General features: G+C 42.9%; 15 protein-coding genes. 8 read left to right on the top strand and 7 right to left on the bottom strand.

What is annotated here, in order from left to right; translation table 11 throughout:
• Positions 1-8: 8 nt before the first annotated feature.
• Together HUZ36_RS07100 and HUZ36_RS07105 are read right to left on the bottom strand one after the other, a co-directional pair.
• Positions 9-581, bottom strand: a complete 573-nt coding sequence (locus HUZ36_RS07100) for a PilN domain-containing protein (RefSeq protein ID WP_125252295.1) — start codon at positions 579-581, stop codon at positions 9-11.
• Positions 569-1,648 carry a pilus assembly protein PilM gene (locus tag HUZ36_RS07105; protein WP_125252296.1) on the bottom strand — a complete coding sequence of 360 codons (1,080 nt, stop codon included), beginning with the start codon at positions 1,646-1,648 and terminating at the stop codon, positions 569-571. Before HUZ36_RS07105 ends, HUZ36_RS07100 begins: the two co-directional genes overlap by 13 nt.
• 129 nt (positions 1,649-1,777) lie before the next feature.
• On the opposite strand from HUZ36_RS07105, the gene HUZ36_RS07110 reads away from it, so the two are divergent.
• On the top strand, positions 1,778-4,234 hold the full coding sequence (locus tag HUZ36_RS07110; RefSeq protein ID WP_176032448.1) for a penicillin-binding protein 1A: 2,457 nt from the start codon (positions 1,778-1,780) through the stop codon (positions 4,232-4,234).
• Positions 4,235-4,405: 171 nt separating this feature from the next.
• Here the strand turns inward: HUZ36_RS07110 and metL are convergent, their stop codons facing one another.
• Together metL and metB are read right to left on the bottom strand one after the other, a co-directional pair.
• Entirely contained in the window at positions 4,406-6,754 is a 2,349-nt protein-coding gene (gene metL / locus HUZ36_RS07115) for a bifunctional aspartate kinase/homoserine dehydrogenase II (protein ID WP_147389376.1), read from the bottom strand.
• 4 nt (positions 6,755-6,758) lie between these two features.
• On the bottom strand, positions 6,759-7,979 hold the full coding sequence (gene metB / locus HUZ36_RS07120) for a cystathionine gamma-synthase (RefSeq protein ID WP_147389375.1): 1,221 nt from the start codon (positions 7,977-7,979) through the stop codon (positions 6,759-6,761).
• A 344-nt stretch (positions 7,980-8,323) separates the two neighbouring features.
• Here metB and metJ point away from each other — a divergent pair, with 344 nt between their 5' ends.
• Complete coding sequence (gene metJ, locus HUZ36_RS07125; protein WP_010368921.1) at positions 8,324-8,644, top strand: met regulon transcriptional regulator MetJ; 321 nt, start codon at positions 8,324-8,326, stop codon at positions 8,642-8,644.
• A 373-nt stretch (positions 8,645-9,017) separates the two neighbouring features.
• On the opposite strand, the gene HUZ36_RS07130 is transcribed toward metJ, so the two are convergent.
• Both HUZ36_RS07130 and rpmE read right to left on the bottom strand, forming a co-directional pair.
• Entirely contained in the window at positions 9,018-10,259 is a 1,242-nt protein-coding gene (locus HUZ36_RS07130) for a malic enzyme-like NAD(P)-binding protein (RefSeq protein ID WP_125252319.1), read from the bottom strand.
• 748 nt (positions 10,260-11,007) lie between these two features.
• On the bottom strand, positions 11,008-11,223 hold the full coding sequence (gene rpmE / locus HUZ36_RS07135) for a 50S ribosomal protein L31 (RefSeq protein ID WP_010607053.1): 216 nt from the start codon (positions 11,221-11,223) through the stop codon (positions 11,008-11,010).
• A gap of 214 nt (positions 11,224-11,437) precedes the next feature.
• Here rpmE and priA point away from each other — a divergent pair, with 214 nt between their 5' ends.
• The 6 genes from priA (at position 11,438) to HUZ36_RS07165 (ending at position 17,402) form a co-directional block, all read left to right on the top strand.
• Complete coding sequence (gene priA, locus HUZ36_RS07140) at positions 11,438-13,609, top strand: primosomal protein N' (RefSeq protein ID WP_176032449.1); 2,172 nt, start codon at positions 11,438-11,440, stop codon at positions 13,607-13,609.
• A gap of 13 nt (positions 13,610-13,622) precedes the next feature.
• Positions 13,623-14,153 carry an SPOR domain-containing protein gene (locus HUZ36_RS07145; RefSeq protein ID WP_128731805.1) on the top strand — a complete coding sequence of 177 codons (531 nt, stop codon included), beginning with the start codon at positions 13,623-13,625 and terminating at the stop codon, positions 14,151-14,153.
• 70 nt (positions 14,154-14,223) lie between these two features.
• Complete coding sequence (hslV, locus tag HUZ36_RS07150; RefSeq protein ID WP_125252302.1) at positions 14,224-14,742, top strand: ATP-dependent protease subunit HslV; 519 nt, start codon at positions 14,224-14,226, stop codon at positions 14,740-14,742.
• Positions 14,743-14,753: 11 nt separating this feature from the next.
• On the top strand, positions 14,754-16,082 hold the full coding sequence (gene hslU, locus HUZ36_RS07155) for an HslU--HslV peptidase ATPase subunit (RefSeq protein WP_125252303.1): 1,329 nt from the start codon (positions 14,754-14,756) through the stop codon (positions 16,080-16,082).
• A gap of 446 nt (positions 16,083-16,528) precedes the next feature.
• A complete protein-coding gene (locus HUZ36_RS07160; protein ID WP_147390275.1) occupies positions 16,529-16,903 on the top strand; it encodes a gamma-butyrobetaine hydroxylase-like domain-containing protein in 375 nt (124 codons plus the stop codon).
• A 232-nt stretch (positions 16,904-17,135) separates the two neighbouring features.
• Positions 17,136-17,402 carry a hypothetical protein gene (locus tag HUZ36_RS07165; protein WP_176032403.1) on the top strand — a complete coding sequence of 89 codons (267 nt, stop codon included), beginning with the start codon at positions 17,136-17,138 and terminating at the stop codon, positions 17,400-17,402.
• Here HUZ36_RS07165 and HUZ36_RS07170 read toward each other — a convergent pair.
• Positions 17,370-19,250, bottom strand: a complete 1,881-nt coding sequence (locus tag HUZ36_RS07170) for a methyl-accepting chemotaxis protein (RefSeq protein ID WP_125252305.1) — start codon at positions 19,248-19,250, stop codon at positions 17,370-17,372. The two genes, HUZ36_RS07165 and HUZ36_RS07170, sit on opposite strands and share 33 nt — an antisense overlap.
• Between the last annotated feature and the right edge of the window lie 46 nt (positions 19,251-19,296).

Raw genomic sequence — 19,296 nt, forward strand, 5'->3', positions numbered from 1 at the left:
CCTCCACCCTATTTCGCTTTATCAGCTAGGCTAATGTCATCATGAGATTTGACATAAAAGTGCATCGTAAAATCACTTAATAGTTTTGAACTCTGCTCGCCAGCTACAATCCCTTGGATCACTGGCCGTTCAAGCAAGTATGATGATTCAACTTGTCTTAACATTTGTGACAAACGGTTGTTAGACTCACTGCGACCTATCACTTTAATCATATTACCTTGCCTATCAAGACTAGTGAGGTAGACCCCAGCGGGCACAACCCGAGCAATTTCATCTATGATTTGTGTCCCTAAGCTGCGATTTAGCTGCAACTCTTCGATTAGTCTAATACGGCGTTGCAAGTTTTCTTTTTGCTTGTTTAGATCATTAATTTCTACAATACGCGTATCCAATAATGATATTTCACTTTCTAGATAACGGTTTTTTATTTCTTGTCCTGTTTTTAAACCATCATAGAAGCTACCGGCTAGATACATAAAAAGTAAACAAGTTGCAATAATCGCCGCAATAATGGTCAAAAAGATCTGCTGAGATGCTTGTCTTTGTTGCTCTCGCCAGGGAAGTAGATTTATATGTGGCATGATGAAAAGCTCCGTAGTGCCAAGCCCGTAGCCAACGCAAATTGAGCCTTGTGCTTTTGTAGAACATGCCTGTCCACTTTAGGTGCGATCTCCATTTCTGTGAATGGATCAGCCACAATCGTGTGGATACCTAACTCATCGATCAATAGTTTATCTAGCCCTTCCACCAGCGCCGTCCCCCCAGTTAACACAATATAATCAATGTGATCTTTACCACTAGTGGTCATAAACATCTGAACTGCGCGACGTATCTGTTGAAGTAATGAGGTTTGAAAAGGGGCCAGAACCTCGAACGTATAGTTAGGAGGCAAATCCCCTGTCGTTTTCGCAAGTTCAGCTTCATCGTATGTCTTATTATAATAAGCCACGATACTATTGGTATACTGTTCTCCGCCAAACACTTGATCTCGGGTATAAATCGTTTTTCCTGATTGAATAACGCTGATGAGCGTAAGTACAGCACCAATGTCTATCATCGCCACGACTTTATCAAAAGCATCGTTTGGTAACTCAGGGTAAATTACATCCATCGCTCGACTCAACGCATAGTTTTCAACGTCCACGACTTTCGCTTTATATCCAGCCTCCTCCAAAGCACCAACTCGTGCCTGCACACTCTCAGTTCGTGCTGCTGATAACAAGACATTTACCTTAGAGGGATCCGCTTCGTTTACACCTATCTTTTCAAAGTCTAGACTTACTTCGTCTAATGGGTATGGAATTAAGCTATCTGCTTCAATTGCTATCTGAGACTCAAGTTCAGCATCAGTTAATGACACGTCCATAAAGATCACTTTGGTAATGACAGTCTGACCAGATACAGCAACTGCAGCAGATTGTGTAAGTTTTGGAATGCGCCGCTTCATTTTAGTGATCGCATTGCCAATAGCCTCAATATCTTGAATGGCTCTTTCATTTACTGCGCCTTTAGGAATAGGCTCAATGGCAACGGCTTCGACACGATAGCTGGAACTGGTTTTAGACAGCAACACCGCTTTGACACAATGAGAACCAATGTCGATCCCAATCATCAGAGGTGCTTGTTTTTTTAGTAGTTTGCTCAGCATGTGAAGCGCTCGTTTCCTTTTCAGTTTGTGTTCTATAAAAATTTAGCACACAAAAATATTAATCGTTTTTTAATCAAGATATACTAGCAGTGTCTACCTGTAATTGGGAGTCTAACTAGGGATAATTCCGTGAAATTATTGAAAAGATTTTTACAATTCGCTTTTGTTTGTACCCTTTTAGGCGTATTGACACTTATCAGCCTTTATTATTATGTCAAATCTGACATACCAAGTGTAGAGGTTTTGAAGGATGTTCAATTACAAACCCCTATGCAAGTCTTCACACGGGACGGCAAATTAATCAATCAATTCGGTGAGAAGCGCAGAATACCTGTACGTCTACAAGATGTTCCTGAACCGATGCGTAACGCTTTTTTGGCCACAGAAGATAACCGTTTTTATGATCATTTCGGAATAGACCCAATAGGAATTGTCAGATCAGCATTAGTACTGATCACAACCGGTCAAAAGAAACAAGGGGCAAGCACATTGACCATGCAACTTGCGAGAAACTTTTTCTTAACACGAGAGAAAGCCTATATTCGTAAAGTTAAGGAAATCTTTATTGCGTTGCATATTGAGCAGTTATTAACAAAAGATGAAATTTTCGAGCTGTATTTGAACAAAATCGAGCTGGGAAATCGTGCTTTTGGTATTGGTGCGGCAGCCCAAGTTTATTATGGCCGCACACTTTCTGAACTAACTCTACCTGAAATGGCCATGATAGCAGGGTTACCCAAAGCACCTTCGGCACTGAACCCCATTCGTAATCCAGAGCGCGCAAAAAGTCGTCGCAATGTTGTACTAGGCCGTATGTTAGCTGAAAAATATATTACCCAAGCAGAATATCATGCAGCGACTCAAGCCCCTATCACGGCAAAATTTCATGGTGCAGAAATCGAGCTGTATGCCCCTTATATTTCAGAGATGGTTCGCGCGTACATGGTAGAGCGCTACGGGACAGACAAAGCCTATAACTCGGGCATGAGAGTGTACACAAGTGTTGAATCAGAAGTACAACTAGCAGCGCAGCATGCGTTAGTCGACAACTTACATGCGTATGACATGCGTCATGGCTTTCGAGGCCCAGAAGCCATTTACTGGAACGCACAGAGTGAATCACCGTTAAGCCATGGAGGAATTGTAAGCCGCCTCAGAAAAGTCAATGAAATCGGATCATTAAAAGCTGCGGTGGTGTTAAGTATTACTGAACAAAGCGCTGAAGTCCTGCTTAAAAGTGGTGAACAAATAACTCTAACATGGCCAGGCTTAAGCTGGGCACGACAATACATCAGCGAGACACGACAAAGTTTACCACCAAAAACGACAGCGGATATTCTTGCACCTGGTATGCAAGTATTTGTGCGCAAGCAAGACAATCTTTGGATGCTAAGTCAGTTGCCTCAAGCTTCCAGTGCGCTTGTATCGCTCGACCCTAATGATGGCCGTGTAAAAGCCATCGTCGGTGGCTATAGTTTTGAACTTAGCCAATACAACCGAGCAACCCAAGCTAAACGACAAGTTGGCTCAAATATTAAACCTTTTATCTACTCGTCAGCATTAGAGCAGGGCTACACTCTTGCTACTATTATCAATGATGCGCCAATTAACCATTGGGATAAGAGTGTTGGTGTCGCGTGGAGACCAAAAAATAGCCCGGAGGTCTACAATGGACCTATTCGGATCCGCCGTGCTTTGGCTCAATCCAAAAACGTTGTCTCGGTGCGTCTCATCAAAGGTGTTGGGATCAATACGGCCGCAGACCATCTACTCAAATTTGGGTTTCAAGATGCTGATATTAATCGTAGCGAGTCGTTAGCGCTCGGCAGCGCAGCACTCACTCCCATTGAAATGGCAAGAGGAATGGCAACTTTTGCTAACGGTGGGCATCTGATTGAACCGTATTTTATTGATAAGATCACAGATTCATTTGGAACTGAATTAGGCTCTGCAGTACCACTGATTGTTTGTGATGAGCAACAACTAGAAGAGCAGCCTGAGCGCTGTGCGCCACAAATTATTTCTGAACAAAATGCTTTTTTGATTGCTGATGCCTTACACAGTGCAATTTGGGGCGGTGGTAGCTGGAAACACAAGACCGGATGGAGTGGTACAGGTTGGCGTGGTCAGTGGCTAAAGCGCCGTGATCTTGCAGGCAAAACAGGTACAACGAATGACTCAGTTGATACATGGTTTACCGGCTTTAATCGAAATGTTCTCACCACAGTATGGGTTGGATTTGATGATGCTAGCAAATCACTAGGTCGCGCTGCGTATAATGCTAATCTGGGTAAAAACCAGCTCGTTGGTGCCGAAGCTGGGGCGATTTCAGCGCAGCCGGCTTGGATAAACTTTATGCGCGAAGCACTCAAAGATGAACCTTTAGCACCAATAGAGCCGCCACCGGGTCTTATTTCAACCCGCATTGATTTAAAAACTGGGCTTTTGTCTCGCAAGAACGATCATACCTCTCGCTTTGAATATTTCGAGCAAGGTACAGCTCCCACTAAGTACGTGTTAGATACTGATAGCAGCACACCATTTGACAATAGTGCGCCGCTACCAACACACGAAGAATTGTTCTAAACAAAAAATGCCGATGCCTGTATCGGCATTTTTGTTAGTAGTTAAGACCAGGATACAGAGTGGACTGACGGATTACATTTAGAACCAACTATCTTAATCAATTGGTCTATTATAAGACGAGAAAATAGACCACTTAATTAAGCAAATTGGTATAACTAGCTGAAGTTCAGGTTATTTCAAATTTTGCGTCAACCAGAACAAATCTGAATGGATCCCAGCAGCGGTCACTTCTTTACCGGCACCAGGGCCTTGGATCACCAGCGGGTTTTGCTCATACCATTTTGTGTGGATCACAAAAATATTGTCACCGGGCGTTAAATTAGCAATGGCGGCACCATTGGGTACATGTGCAATCCCAACTTTTGCACAGACATGACCATTGTTCGCAATTTCCAGCGCCCCTGTGTAACGTAGTACAGCGTCATTTTCACGGGCTTTGGCGTCGTGTTCAGCGTAAAAGTCATCAAGCTGTTGGCGATTTTCCAAAAATTGTAACCACGAGCCTTGCGCCAGGTTATCTGGCATTAATGGTTCTAGTTCAATCTCATCTAACTCAAGTTCAATACCCAACTCTCTTGCCAAAATTAGCAACTTTCTCTGCATATCACGACCAGACAGGTCTTCTCTTGGATCAGGTTCGGTAAACCCAAGCGCTTGTGCGCCCAGTACTAACTCAGAAAAAGCCTCAGAGCCGTCATAACGACTGCACAGCCAAGATAGAGTACCAGAGAAAACCCCCTCGATTCTCACAATTTCGTCGCCGCTATTTTGCAGATCCGCTAAGGCAAAGTTAACAGGCAACCCAGCTCCAACACTGGTGTTATAACGCCATAATAAGTTACGTTCTTGCAGTTTTTGCCGTAGTTGTGTGTACCAGCTGTGCTTCGCTGTACCAGCGTATTTATTGGCGCTGATCAGATGACAGTCATGTTCTACAAACTGTGGATATAATGCACTAAAGCGCTCGCTTGCGGTAATATCAATAATTACTTTATGTTCGTAATCAAGCTCTTTGATGCGAGTAAATAATTCAGCTTCGTTATATTCTATGGCTTCATTTTGCCATTGCTGCTGCCATTGGGCTAAGTTTAATCCGCTTGGACAAAACAACATTTGTTTTGAGCGCAACAATCCTACCAACTTCAGATCAAAGTGCTCACTCAGTTTGTCAAACTGATCTTTACACTGCTCAATAAAAACCTCACCCACATTGCCAACACCTGCAACGATGACCGCGAGCTCTCTGCCTTTATTGACAAGCCGTTCATGTAATACTGCCAAAACATCACTATCAATAGACTGATCAGTCAGCACTAAACTATAGTTTTGTGCTTGTAATACAAAACGGGTCACTATCGCATTGTCGTCTAGCAATTCTAAAGCTTGCAGATGTAACCCTGCGATATCTTGGCTTGGCGCAACGACAGCAAAGCCTTGCACTTGTGATTCAATGATATTTGCACGAGGCTCTAAGGCATTGATAACCAGATGGCTAAACTCGGATGGCACCAATAAATGCGCCTCTCCACCTTTGATAAAATGATGAATACTATGCTGTATTAGTTGGCTAAGCTGTTTTACTTCACCACTATTTAATTTTTCAACACGCAGTAAATCTAGTTGTCCAAAAGTAGTGATAAAGCGCTTCTCTTTACTATAACCTGCTTTAACAATTTCAGTGCCTAGTGCGTCTGAGTCAAAACTACTTCGCACTTGTAGTTTTATATCAGTACCTTTCAAGGGAGAGAGTGTTTTTGCATGCAGGACAGGGTTCCCCAAACGTGCTAATAATTCAGCCTGACTTCGACATACTTTAGCGTATTTTATTGCACTACTGACTTTACGTGGATCGGTACTAAATACGCCTGTGGTATCTGTCCAAATCGATACCTGAGTGGCATCAATATAATTGGCCAGTAAAGTCGCACTGTAATCGCTTCCATTGCGCCCCAAAGTCACAGTTTCACCTTGACTATCTGCTGCAATAAAGCCGGTAACAATATGCACAGCATTGTCACCAATTGCGCTGTAACACACCTCTTTATTCAACGCATGTAATAATACACCATCCTGTTGCACAAATAGTTTTCTAGCGTCAATATCCCGAGCTTCAATACCTTGTGAGCTTAAGTAATTGGCTAGGACACGAGCCGACCACAACTCCCCATGCGCCAGTAGACTGGCATAGTGAAGTGTGCGTGCTTCACGCGCTTGCGCAAGGGCCTGCAATTCGTTCACGAGCTGCTTGAGCAAAGCAGCATGCCTATCGCCGGTAAACAACGCATCTATTAATTCACGTTGATGGTTTTCAACTTGTAACAAGACGTCGTTAAAAGCGCGCACATCTTGCTGCTCAAAACTCTGCCATAGCTTCACCAAAGTATTGGTTGTTTTTCCCGCAGCTGAAACCACTACGCTATCACCTAACTGACACTGCTCTAATATTATCTTAGCAACAGCCTGATAGCGCTCTGCAGAGCTTAAACTAGAACCACCAAACTTATGTACTACTTTTGCCATTTACTCACCACAACGCAACGGTATGTGCAGGCGTAAGCTTAAATGACTTCGCGTCATCACTTGCCTGGCTGTCATCAATACTGGAAAATCCGGCTTCAAGATCTGCGATTAAGTCTTGCACATCTTCAATGCCCACTGAAATGCGAATTAAGGTATCGCCAACCCCAGCTTCGAGACGTGCCTGAGGTTCCATTCCTGCGTGTGTCATGGTCGCAGGATGGCAGATTAAACTTTCAACTCCACCTAGTGATTCGGCGAGCGAGAACTGCTTTAACGAAGTTAAAAATTTAGCCGATGTCTGTAGATCACCCTTAATATCAAAGCTCACCATACCACCAAAGCCTAGTTGTTGTTTTTTTGCTAGCTCATGCTGTGGATGCGACTTGAGACCGGGATAGTATACTTGACTCACATATGGCGACTTCTCTAAGTATTCAGCAATCTGTTGCGCATTCTCTTGATGTTGGCGTAAGCGTACGTTAAGTGTGCGCAGTCCACGCAATGTCAGATAACTATCAAAAGGCGCGCCCGTAATACCAATGTTATTTGCCCACCAAGCCAACTCATCTCCTAGCTCTTGCGTGCGCGCTATCACTGCACCACCTACCACATCGGAGTGACCGTTAATATATTTAGTGGTTGAGTGAACAACAATATCGACTCCAAAAGCGATAGGGTTTTGTAATGCTGGTGACAAGAAGGTATTGTCTGCCGCAACTAAAGCACCGACCGCATGCGCAGCGGTTACAACTGCTTCAATATCGGTTAATCGTAAAATTGGATTACTTGGTGTTTCTATCCACACAAGTTTAGGCTGGATTTTTTCTAGTTTCTCAAGGCTTTCTGGCTGGGTTAAATCCACTACTTCTACTTTGAGTAGCCCACGCTTTGCCAATGACGTAAATAAACGATAACTGCCACCATAGCAATCGTGGGGGATCACTAAAGTGTCGTCATGGTTTAATAATTGAGTTACTAGGTGAATAGCCGACATACCTGTTGCGGTAATAATGCCACGTTGACCTCCTTCAAGTTCGGTTAACGCTTGTGCCAACACATCACGATTAAAGTTACCACTGCGGCCATAGTCATAATCACGCTTGGTATCAAAATCTGCAAATGAATAGGTCGTCGACAGATAAAGGGGCGGAACCACTGCACCATGTGCTTTATCAGCTTCTATACCGTGACGCACTGCAACCGTCGATTTGTTAATTTGACTCATAGGGTCACCTAGATAGTTGGATGTTTAGACGTCTAAAAGGTTAGAGCAACGACAACTAGAAGTCAAAACATTTATACTGCTAAATGGCTAAATAACTAGTATTTGACTATCTTTTTTAAACCGATAAAATTTCGCCACTTAAGGCGTTGCTAATACGACTGAGTTATTGAAAACTATGGCAGAGATCTATAGTTCTCGCCATAGCGGATTAATTTGCTCAACTATTCAAGTTCAGGTTTTATCTTTACTCTTTAAAGATTTCCCTGCTCCACATGCTTAGCTGAACAATATCAATCAGAACCCAGTCATATTGGCATTGATGTAACTGAGGCAAGTACACAATTATGGCAAAATGGAATGGTGAGTATATTCACCCATATGCAGAACACGGTAAAAAAGCAGAGCAAGTAAAAAAAATCACAGTGAGTATCCCTTTGAACGTGCTCAAAGTACTTACTGATGAACGTACGCGTCGTCAAGTAAATAACTTGCGCCATGCAACAAACAGCGAGCTATTATGTGAAGCCTTTTTACATGCTTTCACGGGTCAACCACTTCCAAGTGATGAAGACCTGAGAAAAGACAACCCAGAACGTATTCCGTTAGAAGTAAGACAAATAATGGAAGAGCGTGGTTTAGAGATCCCTGAAATAAACGAAGAATAATACCAATTTTCTTAATTAAGTGGTTTATTTTGAGGCGAGAAAATCTTGTCGATAACTAGGCAAAAATTTTGCTATTTAGTTGTTCTAAATGAGAAATTTTTAACGCTGTTAGCGTCAGATTTACTCCTTCAAATTGAGCAAGTATTAAGTCAAATTGGTATAATATCGACTCTTCATTTTTCACGGAAATAAAGACACAAAAAAGCCTCAATCGAGGCTTTTTTCATACTTAAGCTGGAATCGCTACAAGCAGTTATTTCTTAATACAAGGCAAATTTGTGCGTCAATAGCTGGCCTATTACAAACAAATTTACCGCAGAAGTAAGGGATAACAACTGCTAGAGAACAAATTATTAACCCAGTTTAGGTTATTTTATTCCATATAACCCAAGGGCATCTCGATTTGCGCTACGCCAGATTCAACCGCAGCAGTAGCAACCGCTTTTGCTATTCGAGGTAACAAGCGAGGATCCATCGGTTTAGGGATAATGTATTGCGGACCAAACTCAAGGCTGTCGACATCAGCTGCTTTTAACACCTCTGCAGGTACTGGCTCTTTTGCAATACTTCTAATAGCCTCAACTGCCGCAATCTTCATTTCGTCATTGATCGCTGTAGCACGTACATCTAGTGCACCACGGAAGATGAACGGAAAACATAGCACATTGTTCACTTGGTTTGGATAATCAGAACGACCTGTTGCCATAATCAAATCATCACGAGCACCATGTGCAACATCGGGGCTGATCTCAGGATCTGGGTTCGAACATGCAAATACAACTGGCTTATCAGCCATTAATTTTAAATCTTCAGCAGATAGAAGATCTGGGCCTGAAACGCCAACAAATACGTCAGCCTCTGCAATCACATCCTGTAACGTGCGCTTATCCGTATTATTTGCAAACAGCTCTTTGTATTCGTTAAGATCGTCACGACGAGTATGGATCACGCCTTTTCTATCTAGCATATAAATATGCTCTCTTTGTGCACCACATTTTATAAGTAGCTCCATACACGCTATTGCAGCGGCACCTGCTCCTAAACACACGATGATCGCATCATGAATATCTTTACCTTGGATCTCAAGTGCATTGAGCATACCAGCCGCAGTCACAATTGCAGTACCGTGTTGATCATCATGGAAAACGGGTATATCACAGCGTTCAATAAGCGCGCGCTCAATTTCAAAGCACTCAGGCGCTTTGATATCTTCAAGGTTAATCCCGCCAAAAGTATCTGCAATATTCGCTACTGTATTGATGAAGTCTTCAGTGGTGTTATGTTTAACTTCAATATCAATCGAGTCCAGTCCAGCAAAGCGTTTAAATAACAGAGCCTTACCTTCCATAACTGGTTTCGAAGCCAAAGGACCTAAATTACCTAGTCCTAAAATAGCAGTACCATTACTGATCACAGCTACCATGTTCCCTTTACCTGTATAACGATAGGCATTCGCAGGATCTGCCGCGATTTCACGTACTGGCTCGGCAACACCAGGGCTGTATGCGAGTGCTAGGTCTTTTACGGTCTCGGCAGGCTTAGTCAGCTCTACGCTGATTTTACCTGGAACGGGCTTCTCGTGATAATCTAGAGCTTGTTGACGAAAATCTGTCATGGCGCGATATTTTCCTACGAAGTTAATGTGAGAGTGTGCTAAACATTCGCATTCTGAGTGTCGGTTGCTTCCATATTTACAACCACAAACAGTGCGATTAACTATATGAGCGACGACATAAAAGTACTCAAAAGCACAGTGCTTTAAGCAGATGTCAATAGGACATATAGGTAATCGACCGTCATCACACAATACCGAGTTTTCTTCATTATTCAAGTAAAATCAGGTCTATCCACTTACACGGTATTTATTCGTATTTTCTTCGACGTTCTCTTCAATTTTAAGAAAAATTTCACAATTTAGACCTGCAAAAGTAAGCAAGTAAGTGGTTAAAGACAAGTCAAAGTGATGAAAAATAGCACTAGCGTAAAATACCATGACTAAAGAGCAATATTTATAATTATTACTAAATTTAACTGCACAATTGAGACATTTAGAAGCACAAAGCACGATTTACCACTACGAAGCATAGTGTCTAGTAATATAATTAAATATATTCGTTTTCTGCCTAGGCACAACTTAAGCTCATTAATAGCCAATATTAACATGCGAAATAGAGCTATTACTCTATTCTAGGTTACAGTAAAGATTTGCTGCCAAATCAGTTGATTTTAAGATTTAAAAGGCGGGGGTGTACCAAGCACAAGCAATCAAACACTGCCTATTTGTATACATTATTATAATTGCTATTGAACCGTAGGCACAAAAAAAGCACCCTAGGGTGCTTTTTTCGACTAGACCAGCAAGATTACTTCTTGCTGCTAAGTGCACCGAAACGCTTGTTGAAGCGATCAACACGGCCACCTGTATCAAGGATCTTCTGCTTACCTGTATAGAACGGGTGACACGCAGAACATACGTCTAGGTGAATATCTTTACAAAGCGTTGAACGAGTTTCGAACTTGTTACCGCAAGAGCACGATGCTGTGATCGTCTCGTAATTAGGGTGAATACCTTCTTTCATAGCAACCTCTAGTTAAGGCCGTATCGCTCTCCAAACCCGAAGTCTGGCACCATACGTAGTTATACAAAATTGTGGAGGCGTATTTTAGTGGTTAACTGGACAATCTACAAGCAATATTTCAGAGTTTTTTATCGTCATTGCTGGGGCTGTTTTCCAATACCATAATCTTAGGTATATACTTCGAGCCTGCGCTCACTTTATGGGATTGAAATATATGCTCATTCTTGAAGTAGCTTTGAAGCTACCATTACACCGCACATTCGATTATTTGCTACCAGCAACGATGCACGTTGTAACTGGGATGAGAGTAACAGTTAATTTTTCTAACCGTCGCTGTACTGCTATCGCACTCAATATAAAAGAGCGCACTGATGTGCCACAAGAGAAACTTAAACAGGTTATCGCAGTACTCGACGAACAGCCTGTTTTAAATCAGGCACAATTACATTTTTTGCATTTTGTCTCACAGTACTATTGCCATCCGATTGGTGATACATTATTCACAGCACTCCCTGCCGTGTTAAGAGATGGTGGCCACCCAGATAAAACCCAGATCCCTGTGGTAAGATTAACGGAAAAAGGGCAAACACTCCCTACACTACGCGCCAAAAAACAACAAGCTTTGCTTTCTCAGTTATATGAAGGTGGCGCAATAAAGTTAAGCGAACTCAAGGCACTTGGGTTTGCGAGTCAAACCATCAAAGCGCTCGAGACCAAAGCACTAATAGTACAGTCTATTGAACATGACAGCGACTGGGCACAAAACGAATTGCACCTAGGTGACAAGCCACGCCTAAACGATCAACAGGCTACCATTTGCAGTGCAATTAATGCACAAGTTGGCTACCGGACTTTCTTAATAGAAGGGGTAACGGGCAGCGGGAAAACCGAAGTGTATTTGCAAAGTCTTGAAAATATACTTAAGGCTGGAAAACAAGCGCTGGTATTGGTCCCAGAAATTGGCCTCACACCGCAAACCGTTAACCGTTTTAAGAAGCGTTTTACTGATCTTCCTATCGATCTATGGCACTCCAATTTAACCGATAACGAACGTCTACATACGTGGCGACGCGCCGAAAAGGGATTAAGCGCATTAGTAATCGGCACTCGTTCAGCCATTTTCTTACCGTTTAAGAGTCTTGGTATGATCATCGTTGATGAAGAACATGACAACTCTTTTAAACAACAAGAAGGTCTTCGTTACCACGCCAGAGATCTCGCTGCATTTCGTGCTCACCAAATAAACTGCCCTCTGCTTTTAGGAACAGCAACGCCCGCATTGGAAACGCTACACAAAGCCATTAATAACAAATATCAATTGGTGACGCTAAGTAAACGCGCACAAACTCAACATGATAACCAGTTTCACCTAGTCGATATGAAAGGTCAACCAGAGCAAGGCGGGTTTTCACCAATGAGTTTACATTGGATAGAAAAAACACTTAACCGCGCAAAGCAAGTGATGGTGTTTTTAAATCGACGCGGCTTCGCCCCAACATTAATGTGTCATGAGTGTGGATGGCTTAACACCTGCAAACACTGCTCCACCAGCGCCACATATCATAAAAATATGAATCGCTTGGTATGTCATCACTGCGGTGAACAAGATTTTGTGCCAAGGCAATGCCCTGACTGTGGTAGTACTCAAATTATGCCTACTGGGCTAGGTACTGAGCAGCTAGAAAGCTTTTTAACCGAACGCTTTGCGGATATTCCCGTCACTCGGATTGATCGCGATTCGACACGCCGCAAAGGTAGCCTTGAAAGTGCACTAGAAGACATAAACCAAGGAGGGGCACGTATATTAGTTGGCACGCAAATGCTAGCCAAAGGGCACCACTTTGCCGATGTCAGCCTTGTCGTGATCTTAGATGTAGATTCTGGTTTGTATTCTTGTGATTTCAGAGCGACTGAGCAGATGGCTCAATTAATCACGCAAGTTGCAGGACGTGCAGGTCGAGCCGGTGAAGCAGGAACCGTGCTACTACAAACCCATTTTCCAGAGCACCCACTATTACAAGATTTAATCAACAATGGTTACGGTGACTTTGCAAGATATGCACTAAAAGAGCGTGAAGAAGCCATGCTCCCTCCTTTTGCACACCTGGCTATCATTCGCGCCGAAGCCACAAACATCAACACTGTGTTGCAGTTTTTATCAGATTTGGTTCCAGCTACCCCCTATCCTGGTATACAATTGCTAGGTCCAATTCCTGCGCCGCTTGAAAGAATTGCAGGAAAGTTCAGGTATCAGTTACATATACACGCACAACAACGCACTGTGCTTCGCAACTATCTTTCGCAACTTGCGCGCTATATTTCAACGCACGAGTCTGCCAACCGAGTTCGCTGGAGCATAGATGTAGATCCAATGGATAGCTATTAGAAACCAATGACTCATGGCACAGCACGATTACATCAATAAAAAACCCAAAGGGAAAGGCAAAACAAAACCCGAGAAAACCACAAAATTTCCTGTTGTAGCAACTATCGCTGCATTACTGTTAATTGGTGGCTTTGCTTATGGTCTATGGTTTATCAAGACCAATGCGGATCCTAAAGAAGTAGAGCAAGCTAAAAATCCACACCCTGCTCAAGAGCAAACCGTGGTTAAACCAAAACCGCGCCCACCTGAGTTCATCGAAGAAATCAAAAATCATGAAATCAAGGTAGAAGTCAAAGAAATCGAAAGTAAAGGCCCCTATCAAATGCAATGCGGGTCATTTAAGACCCATGCTCAAGCTGAAGCAATGAAGGCTAAAGTGGCATTTGCGGGTCTAATCGCTGAGATCCGCCGTACCGAAGGCAGCAATGGTGTGTGGTATCGCGTTCGTTTAGGGCCTTATGATACTAAGCGTTTGGCTGAAAGTGACAAAAACAAGCTACAGCGAGTCGGGATATTTGGCTGTGGGATTTGGGGCTGGACTTGATTTTTATCAGTCTACCCATATTTCTTACTAATCTTGAGTTACACGGGTACAAACCCGGATAAGGATTACTATGACTACCATCGTTAGCGTTCGTCGAGATGACAAAGTGGTTATCGGCGGTGATGGCCAAGTTTCACTTGGTAACACAGTTATGAAGGGCAACGCGCGTAAAGTACGCCGCCTATACAATGGTAAGGTACTAGCTGGTTTCGCTGGCGGTACAGCAGACGCATTTACATTATTTGAACGCTTTGAAGCTAAGCTTGAGATGCACCAAGGCCATCTCACCAAAGCAGCCGTAGAAATGGCAAAAGATTGGCGCACAGATAGAGCACTGAGAAAGCTTGAAGCTTTGCTTGCAGTAGCCGATGAAACCGCCTCACTTATCATCACTGGTAACGGTGATGTTGTCCAGCCTGAGCATGACCTTATTGCTATCGGCAGTGGTGGTAATTTCGCACAAGCGGCAGCAACTGCACTAATTGAGAATACAGACTTGAGTGCGAAAGAGATCGTAGAAAAGAGCCTAAAGATTGCAGGCGACATCTGCGTATTTACTAATAATTTCCAAACTATCGAAGAATTGTAATAGGACTCGTCATGACAGCTATGACTCCAAGAGAGATTGTGCACGAGCTTGATCAACATATTATTGGTCAGGATAAAGCTAAAAAAGCCGTTGCGATTGCACTACGTAACCGCTGGCGTCGTATGCAGCTTGATGAAGAGTTGCGTGCAGAAGTTACACCAAAAAATATTCTGATGATTGGCCCAACCGGTGTTGGTAAGACTGAAATCGCCCGCCGTTTAGCAAAGCTGGCAAATGCACCATTTATTAAAGTCGAGGCCACCAAATTCACTGAAGTGGGCTATGTTGGTAAAGAAGTTGAAACCATCATTCGTGACTTGGTTGAAGTGTCTTTTAAACTGACCCGTGAACAGCAAACCAAAAAGTTTAAGTTTCGCGCAGAAGAAGCAGCAGAAGAGCGTATTTTAGATGCACTTTTACCACCTGCAAAAGATGCCTGGGGTGAGTCTCAACCAAATGAAAACTCATCGACACGTCAAGTATTTCGCAAGAAACTACGCGAAGGACAGTTAGATGATAAAGAGATTGAGATAGACATCGCTGAAACGGCTCCTCACGTTGAAATTATGTCACCTCCTGGTATGGAAGAGATGACCAATCAGCTACAGAGCATGTTCCAAAATATGTCAGGTGATAAGAAAAAGAGCCGCAAGCTAAAAATCAAAGAAGCACTTAAGCTACTAATTGAAGAAGAAGCTGCAAAGCTGGTTAATCCAGAGGAGCTTAAAGAGCAAGCTATTGAATCGGTTGAACAAAACGGTATCGTGTTTATTGATGAAATCGATAAGATTTGTAAGCGCGGAGAGTCTTCAGGGCCTGATGTTAGCCGTGAAGGTGTACAACGTGACTTGCTACCACTTATCGAAGGTTCTACGGTTAATACAAAGCACGGTATGGTAAAAACTGACCATATTTTGTTTATCGCATCAGGTGCTTTCCAAATGGCTAAGCCGTCGGACTTAATCCCTGAACTACAAGGTCGTTTACCCATTCGCGTTGAGCTAGAAGCGCTTACTGCTGGTGACTTCAAACGTATTCTAACTGAGCCAAATGCTTCTCTTACAGAGCAGCAACAGGCACTACTTAAAACTGAAGACGTTACTATCGACTTTACCGATGATGCCATCACCAAACTGGCTGAAGCTGCATATCAGGTCAACGAGAAAACTGAAAACATCGGTGCACGTCGCCTTCACACTGTGATGGAAAAGCTGATGGAAGAGATTTCATTCGATGCCAGTGAAAAGGCCGGTGACACCTTAACGATTGATGCTGCTTATGTTGAACAACATTTAGATATGCTTGTTCAAGACGAAGACCTAAGCCGCTTCATCTTGTAAAAGAAAGTCAAAAAGGCGGAGCAAAGCTCCGCTTTTTTTATGAATAAAGACAGGTTAAGTTATACCGATTATCTTAATTGATTGGCCTATTTTGAGGCGAGAAAACCTTCTCAATAACTAGGGAGAATTTCTCTATTTAGTCTGAGGCTTGGATAGGGAGTGTTTCAACTCATTGTTGCTAAAGCACAACTTAGTTTTTCCCTTGTCTACCCAGAAAGTTTTAGGGAAAACACCGTTTCCGCGTCCTGCTCTCGCTAAGGTATCTACATCCTGTAGGCAAGGCATGGCTATTGGAAGTGAATTCAACGTAGTTAGCGTCAGACTTACGCCTTCAAATTAAACAAGTATTGAGTAAATTGGTAGCAGCTATTTTGGTTCAGGAATGGCTGTATAATGCACTACCCTTCATATTGCTTGAAGAGTTAATTTCATTGGTATGGAACAGTATGTATCAGGTAACTAAACTTCACTATCACACGCTAAGCAAAGTACTCGACGTTTATTTTGAGGATGGCAGCTACTACTGCCTAAAAGCCGAATACTTACGAACACATTCCCCATCTGCAGAAGTTCAAGGGCACACTCCTGCACAAAAACAGTTGGTACTAAACAAACAAAGTGTGAGCATCAAAGCGATTGAACCCATTGGCCATTATGCCGCACGGCTTATTTTTGATGATGGTCATGAATCAGGGCTCTTTAGTTGGCAATACCTACATACCATAGCCACACAACACGATAAATTATGGCAGGAATACTTGGATGCGGTAGAAAAGCATCACGCCAAAAAGGACAGCGTACCTATCAAGTTTGTGCCTTAATCAAACTTCCATAACAATGCCTGCAGCTCATGGTACTGAGTAAAGTCTTCTGAAATACAATGTACGTCTCCATATTTTGATTACAGACGTATACAACTTCTTGCTTTACCCTAGCATATTGCCTCGCAATATCTGAAAATGTAATTAACCTGAGGTTTGGATAAGGAATGCTCTAGCTCTTTGTTGTTAAAGTACAGCTTAACTTACCACCTTGTGTAGCTAGAGAGTTTTAGTGGAAACACCGCTTCCGCGTCCTGCTCTCGCTATGGTACCTCATCCTGTAGACAAGGCGAATTTACACACCAGTTTATGGCTATTGGAAGTGAGCTCAACGCAGTTAACGCTAAAACTGGCTGCTAAAAAGGCATTAATTATCCGCAGCTCAGGTTATACCTTAGAGTCAAAAACAAAAATCCCCACTATCAATAAGTGGGGATTTGGTATAAATAAGCTGTGGTTTCAGCGTTTATACTGTGTACTTCGCAACCGCCTCATGTAACACGCGCGCTTGCTCTGCCACTTCTTCACTACTTTGTGCATTAGAATGTGCATGCTCGGAAGCGCTCTGTGCAATATCTCTAATTTTAACGACATTCTTATTCACTTCAGAAGCAACTTGATTTTGTTCATCAATAGCAGTGGCGATATGCGTACTCATTTCCATGATCGTTTGCACATCTTGCGTGATCATACTAAGTAGCTCGCCGGCCTTTTCAGCTTGAGAAACACTCTCATTACCCTGTTCACGGCACTGATCCATGATGTTAACTACCTCTCGTGTGCGCTGCTGCAACGTGGAGATAATACTTTCAATCTCTTGTGTTGAATCTTGGGTACGCTGAGCAAGAGAGCGAACTTCATCTGCAACAACCGCAAAGCCTCGCCCCTGCTCGCCAGCTCGCGCAGCCTCAATGGCAGCATTGAGTGCAAGTAAATTAGTTTGTTCGGCAATACCACGAATAACATCCAGTACAGAGCCAATAGTCTCACCATCACGCTCAAGTTGAGCAACAACGCTTGAAGCCCCCCCGAGTGACTCAGATAACTGCATAATATGCTCAATTGTAGCAGTCACTTCACGACGGCCTTGCTGGGCATTTTCGTTTGTGGTTTCTGCTTTATGTGCGGCCTCACCTGTATTATGAGAGATATCTTGAATTGTCGCTTGCATTTCAGTTGCTGCGGTTGCCACCATATCAGCTTCATGAAGTTGCTCAGACATACCAGCGCTGGTCTGTGCCGTCGTCTCGGTGAGGTGATTGGTGGCTTCATTTATTGTCGCCAACGCACCGTTTACATCCGCGATTAAATGTCTAAAGTCCGTTATTAAGCTATTGAAGTCTCGCGTCATAATTGTGATTTCATCGTTACCACTTTGCTCGATCTGCAAACTTAAATTATTATCTCGACGGATCCGCTCAATCGTCTGATACACCCGTTCAACTGGTTGAATGATGGAGCGGCTGGTTGAAAGCACCAATGTCATTACAATGATACTGGCAACTATAAACACACCTATCGCAACCATTTGTGTTTGATCGACGTTTTCCTTAATCGCGCTTTTGGCTTGCTCCACCACAGCATTCACAATCGCATCGCTTCTCTCAACGATTGCCTTCATCTTCCCTAATGCCCCACTATCCAGATCTAAACCAAGCCTTTCTTGAGCTGCGACTAAACCTGCAAATTTAACTTGATAAGTATTAAGGAGAGTAAGTAGCTGAGATTGATATTGCGAGCTAAAGCCAGCTGCACGGATCTCTTTAGCAAACTGGGTGACTAGGTCATTAAATCGTGTCAAATATTTCGTGTCGAGGCGAAGCATAAAGTCTTTTTCGGCTCTGCGAAGTTGCAGCATAGTCGCAAGCAACTGATAATTTTGCTGCTCTTTTAGCAAAGTTTCGACTTCATGCACTGCTCCCCTGAGCTCGCCATATAGCGCATCTTTTGGGTGCAAACCTATCGTTCTTTGAAGCTCTACAACCTTTTGAAAGTCGGTAAAGTAACTTTTCGTAATCGCCTCAAGCTGATTGGTTTCACTTAAATCAATACCAAACTCAGTAAAAGTAGTTTGAAGTAAATCAAGTTTTGTCTGTAGTAGGCGATATTCTGCCTCAAACTTTTCTAGCGCTTCTTCCTCTTTATAGAACAGGAAGTTTTTCTCATGCTTACGCATTGCTAATTCATGAATTTCGAGCTCTTCTGCATATTGAATTGACTCATTCAATTTGAGCATAGTTCGAGCTTCGAACATGATCATAAATAACATTACGATTAAGGCCATCCCTACCACTAATGCATTCAATTGCAAACGACGTCTGATAGTTAGATTTTCTAATACCGCCATTGGCTTACCTACAATATGAAATGATCACAGTCAGTATAGTTGAAGC

Source organism: Pseudoalteromonas sp. McH1-7, from assembly GCF_013366255.1.
Classification (GTDB): Bacteria; Pseudomonadota; Gammaproteobacteria; order Enterobacterales; family Alteromonadaceae; genus Pseudoalteromonas; species Pseudoalteromonas peptidolytica.

Excerpts from the sequence above, each read along its gene's own strand:
- HUZ36_RS07100 (WP_125252295.1), bottom strand. The coding sequence starts at position 581 with ATGCCACATATAAATCTACTTCCCTGGCGAGAGCAACAAAGACAAGCA.
- HUZ36_RS07105 (WP_125252296.1), bottom strand. The coding sequence starts at position 1,648 with ATGCTGAGCAAACTACTAAAAAAACAAGCACCTCTGATGATTGGGATC.
- metL (WP_147389376.1), bottom strand. The coding sequence starts at position 6,754 with ATGGCAAAAGTAGTACATAAGTTTGGTGGTTCTAGTTTAAGCTCTGCA.
- metB (WP_147389375.1), bottom strand. The coding sequence starts at position 7,979 with ATGAGTCAAATTAACAAATCGACGGTTGCAGTGCGTCACGGTATAGAA.
- metJ (WP_010368921.1), top strand. The coding sequence starts at position 8,324 with ATGGCAAAATGGAATGGTGAGTATATTCACCCATATGCAGAACACGGT.
- HUZ36_RS07130 (WP_125252319.1), bottom strand. The coding sequence starts at position 10,259 with ATGACAGATTTTCGTCAACAAGCTCTAGATTATCACGAGAAGCCCGTT.
- rpmE (WP_010607053.1), bottom strand. The coding sequence starts at position 11,223 with ATGAAAGAAGGTATTCACCCTAATTACGAGACGATCACAGCATCGTGC.
- priA (WP_176032449.1), top strand. The coding sequence starts at position 11,438 with ATGCTCATTCTTGAAGTAGCTTTGAAGCTACCATTACACCGCACATTC.
- HUZ36_RS07145 (WP_128731805.1), top strand. The coding sequence starts at position 13,623 with ATGGCACAGCACGATTACATCAATAAAAAACCCAAAGGGAAAGGCAAA.
- hslV (WP_125252302.1), top strand. The coding sequence starts at position 14,224 with ATGACTACCATCGTTAGCGTTCGTCGAGATGACAAAGTGGTTATCGGC.
- hslU (WP_125252303.1), top strand. The coding sequence starts at position 14,754 with ATGACAGCTATGACTCCAAGAGAGATTGTGCACGAGCTTGATCAACAT.
- HUZ36_RS07160 (WP_147390275.1), top strand. The coding sequence starts at position 16,529 with ATGTATCAGGTAACTAAACTTCACTATCACACGCTAAGCAAAGTACTC.
- HUZ36_RS07170 (WP_125252305.1), bottom strand. The coding sequence starts at position 19,250 with ATGGCGGTATTAGAAAATCTAACTATCAGACGTCGTTTGCAATTGAAT.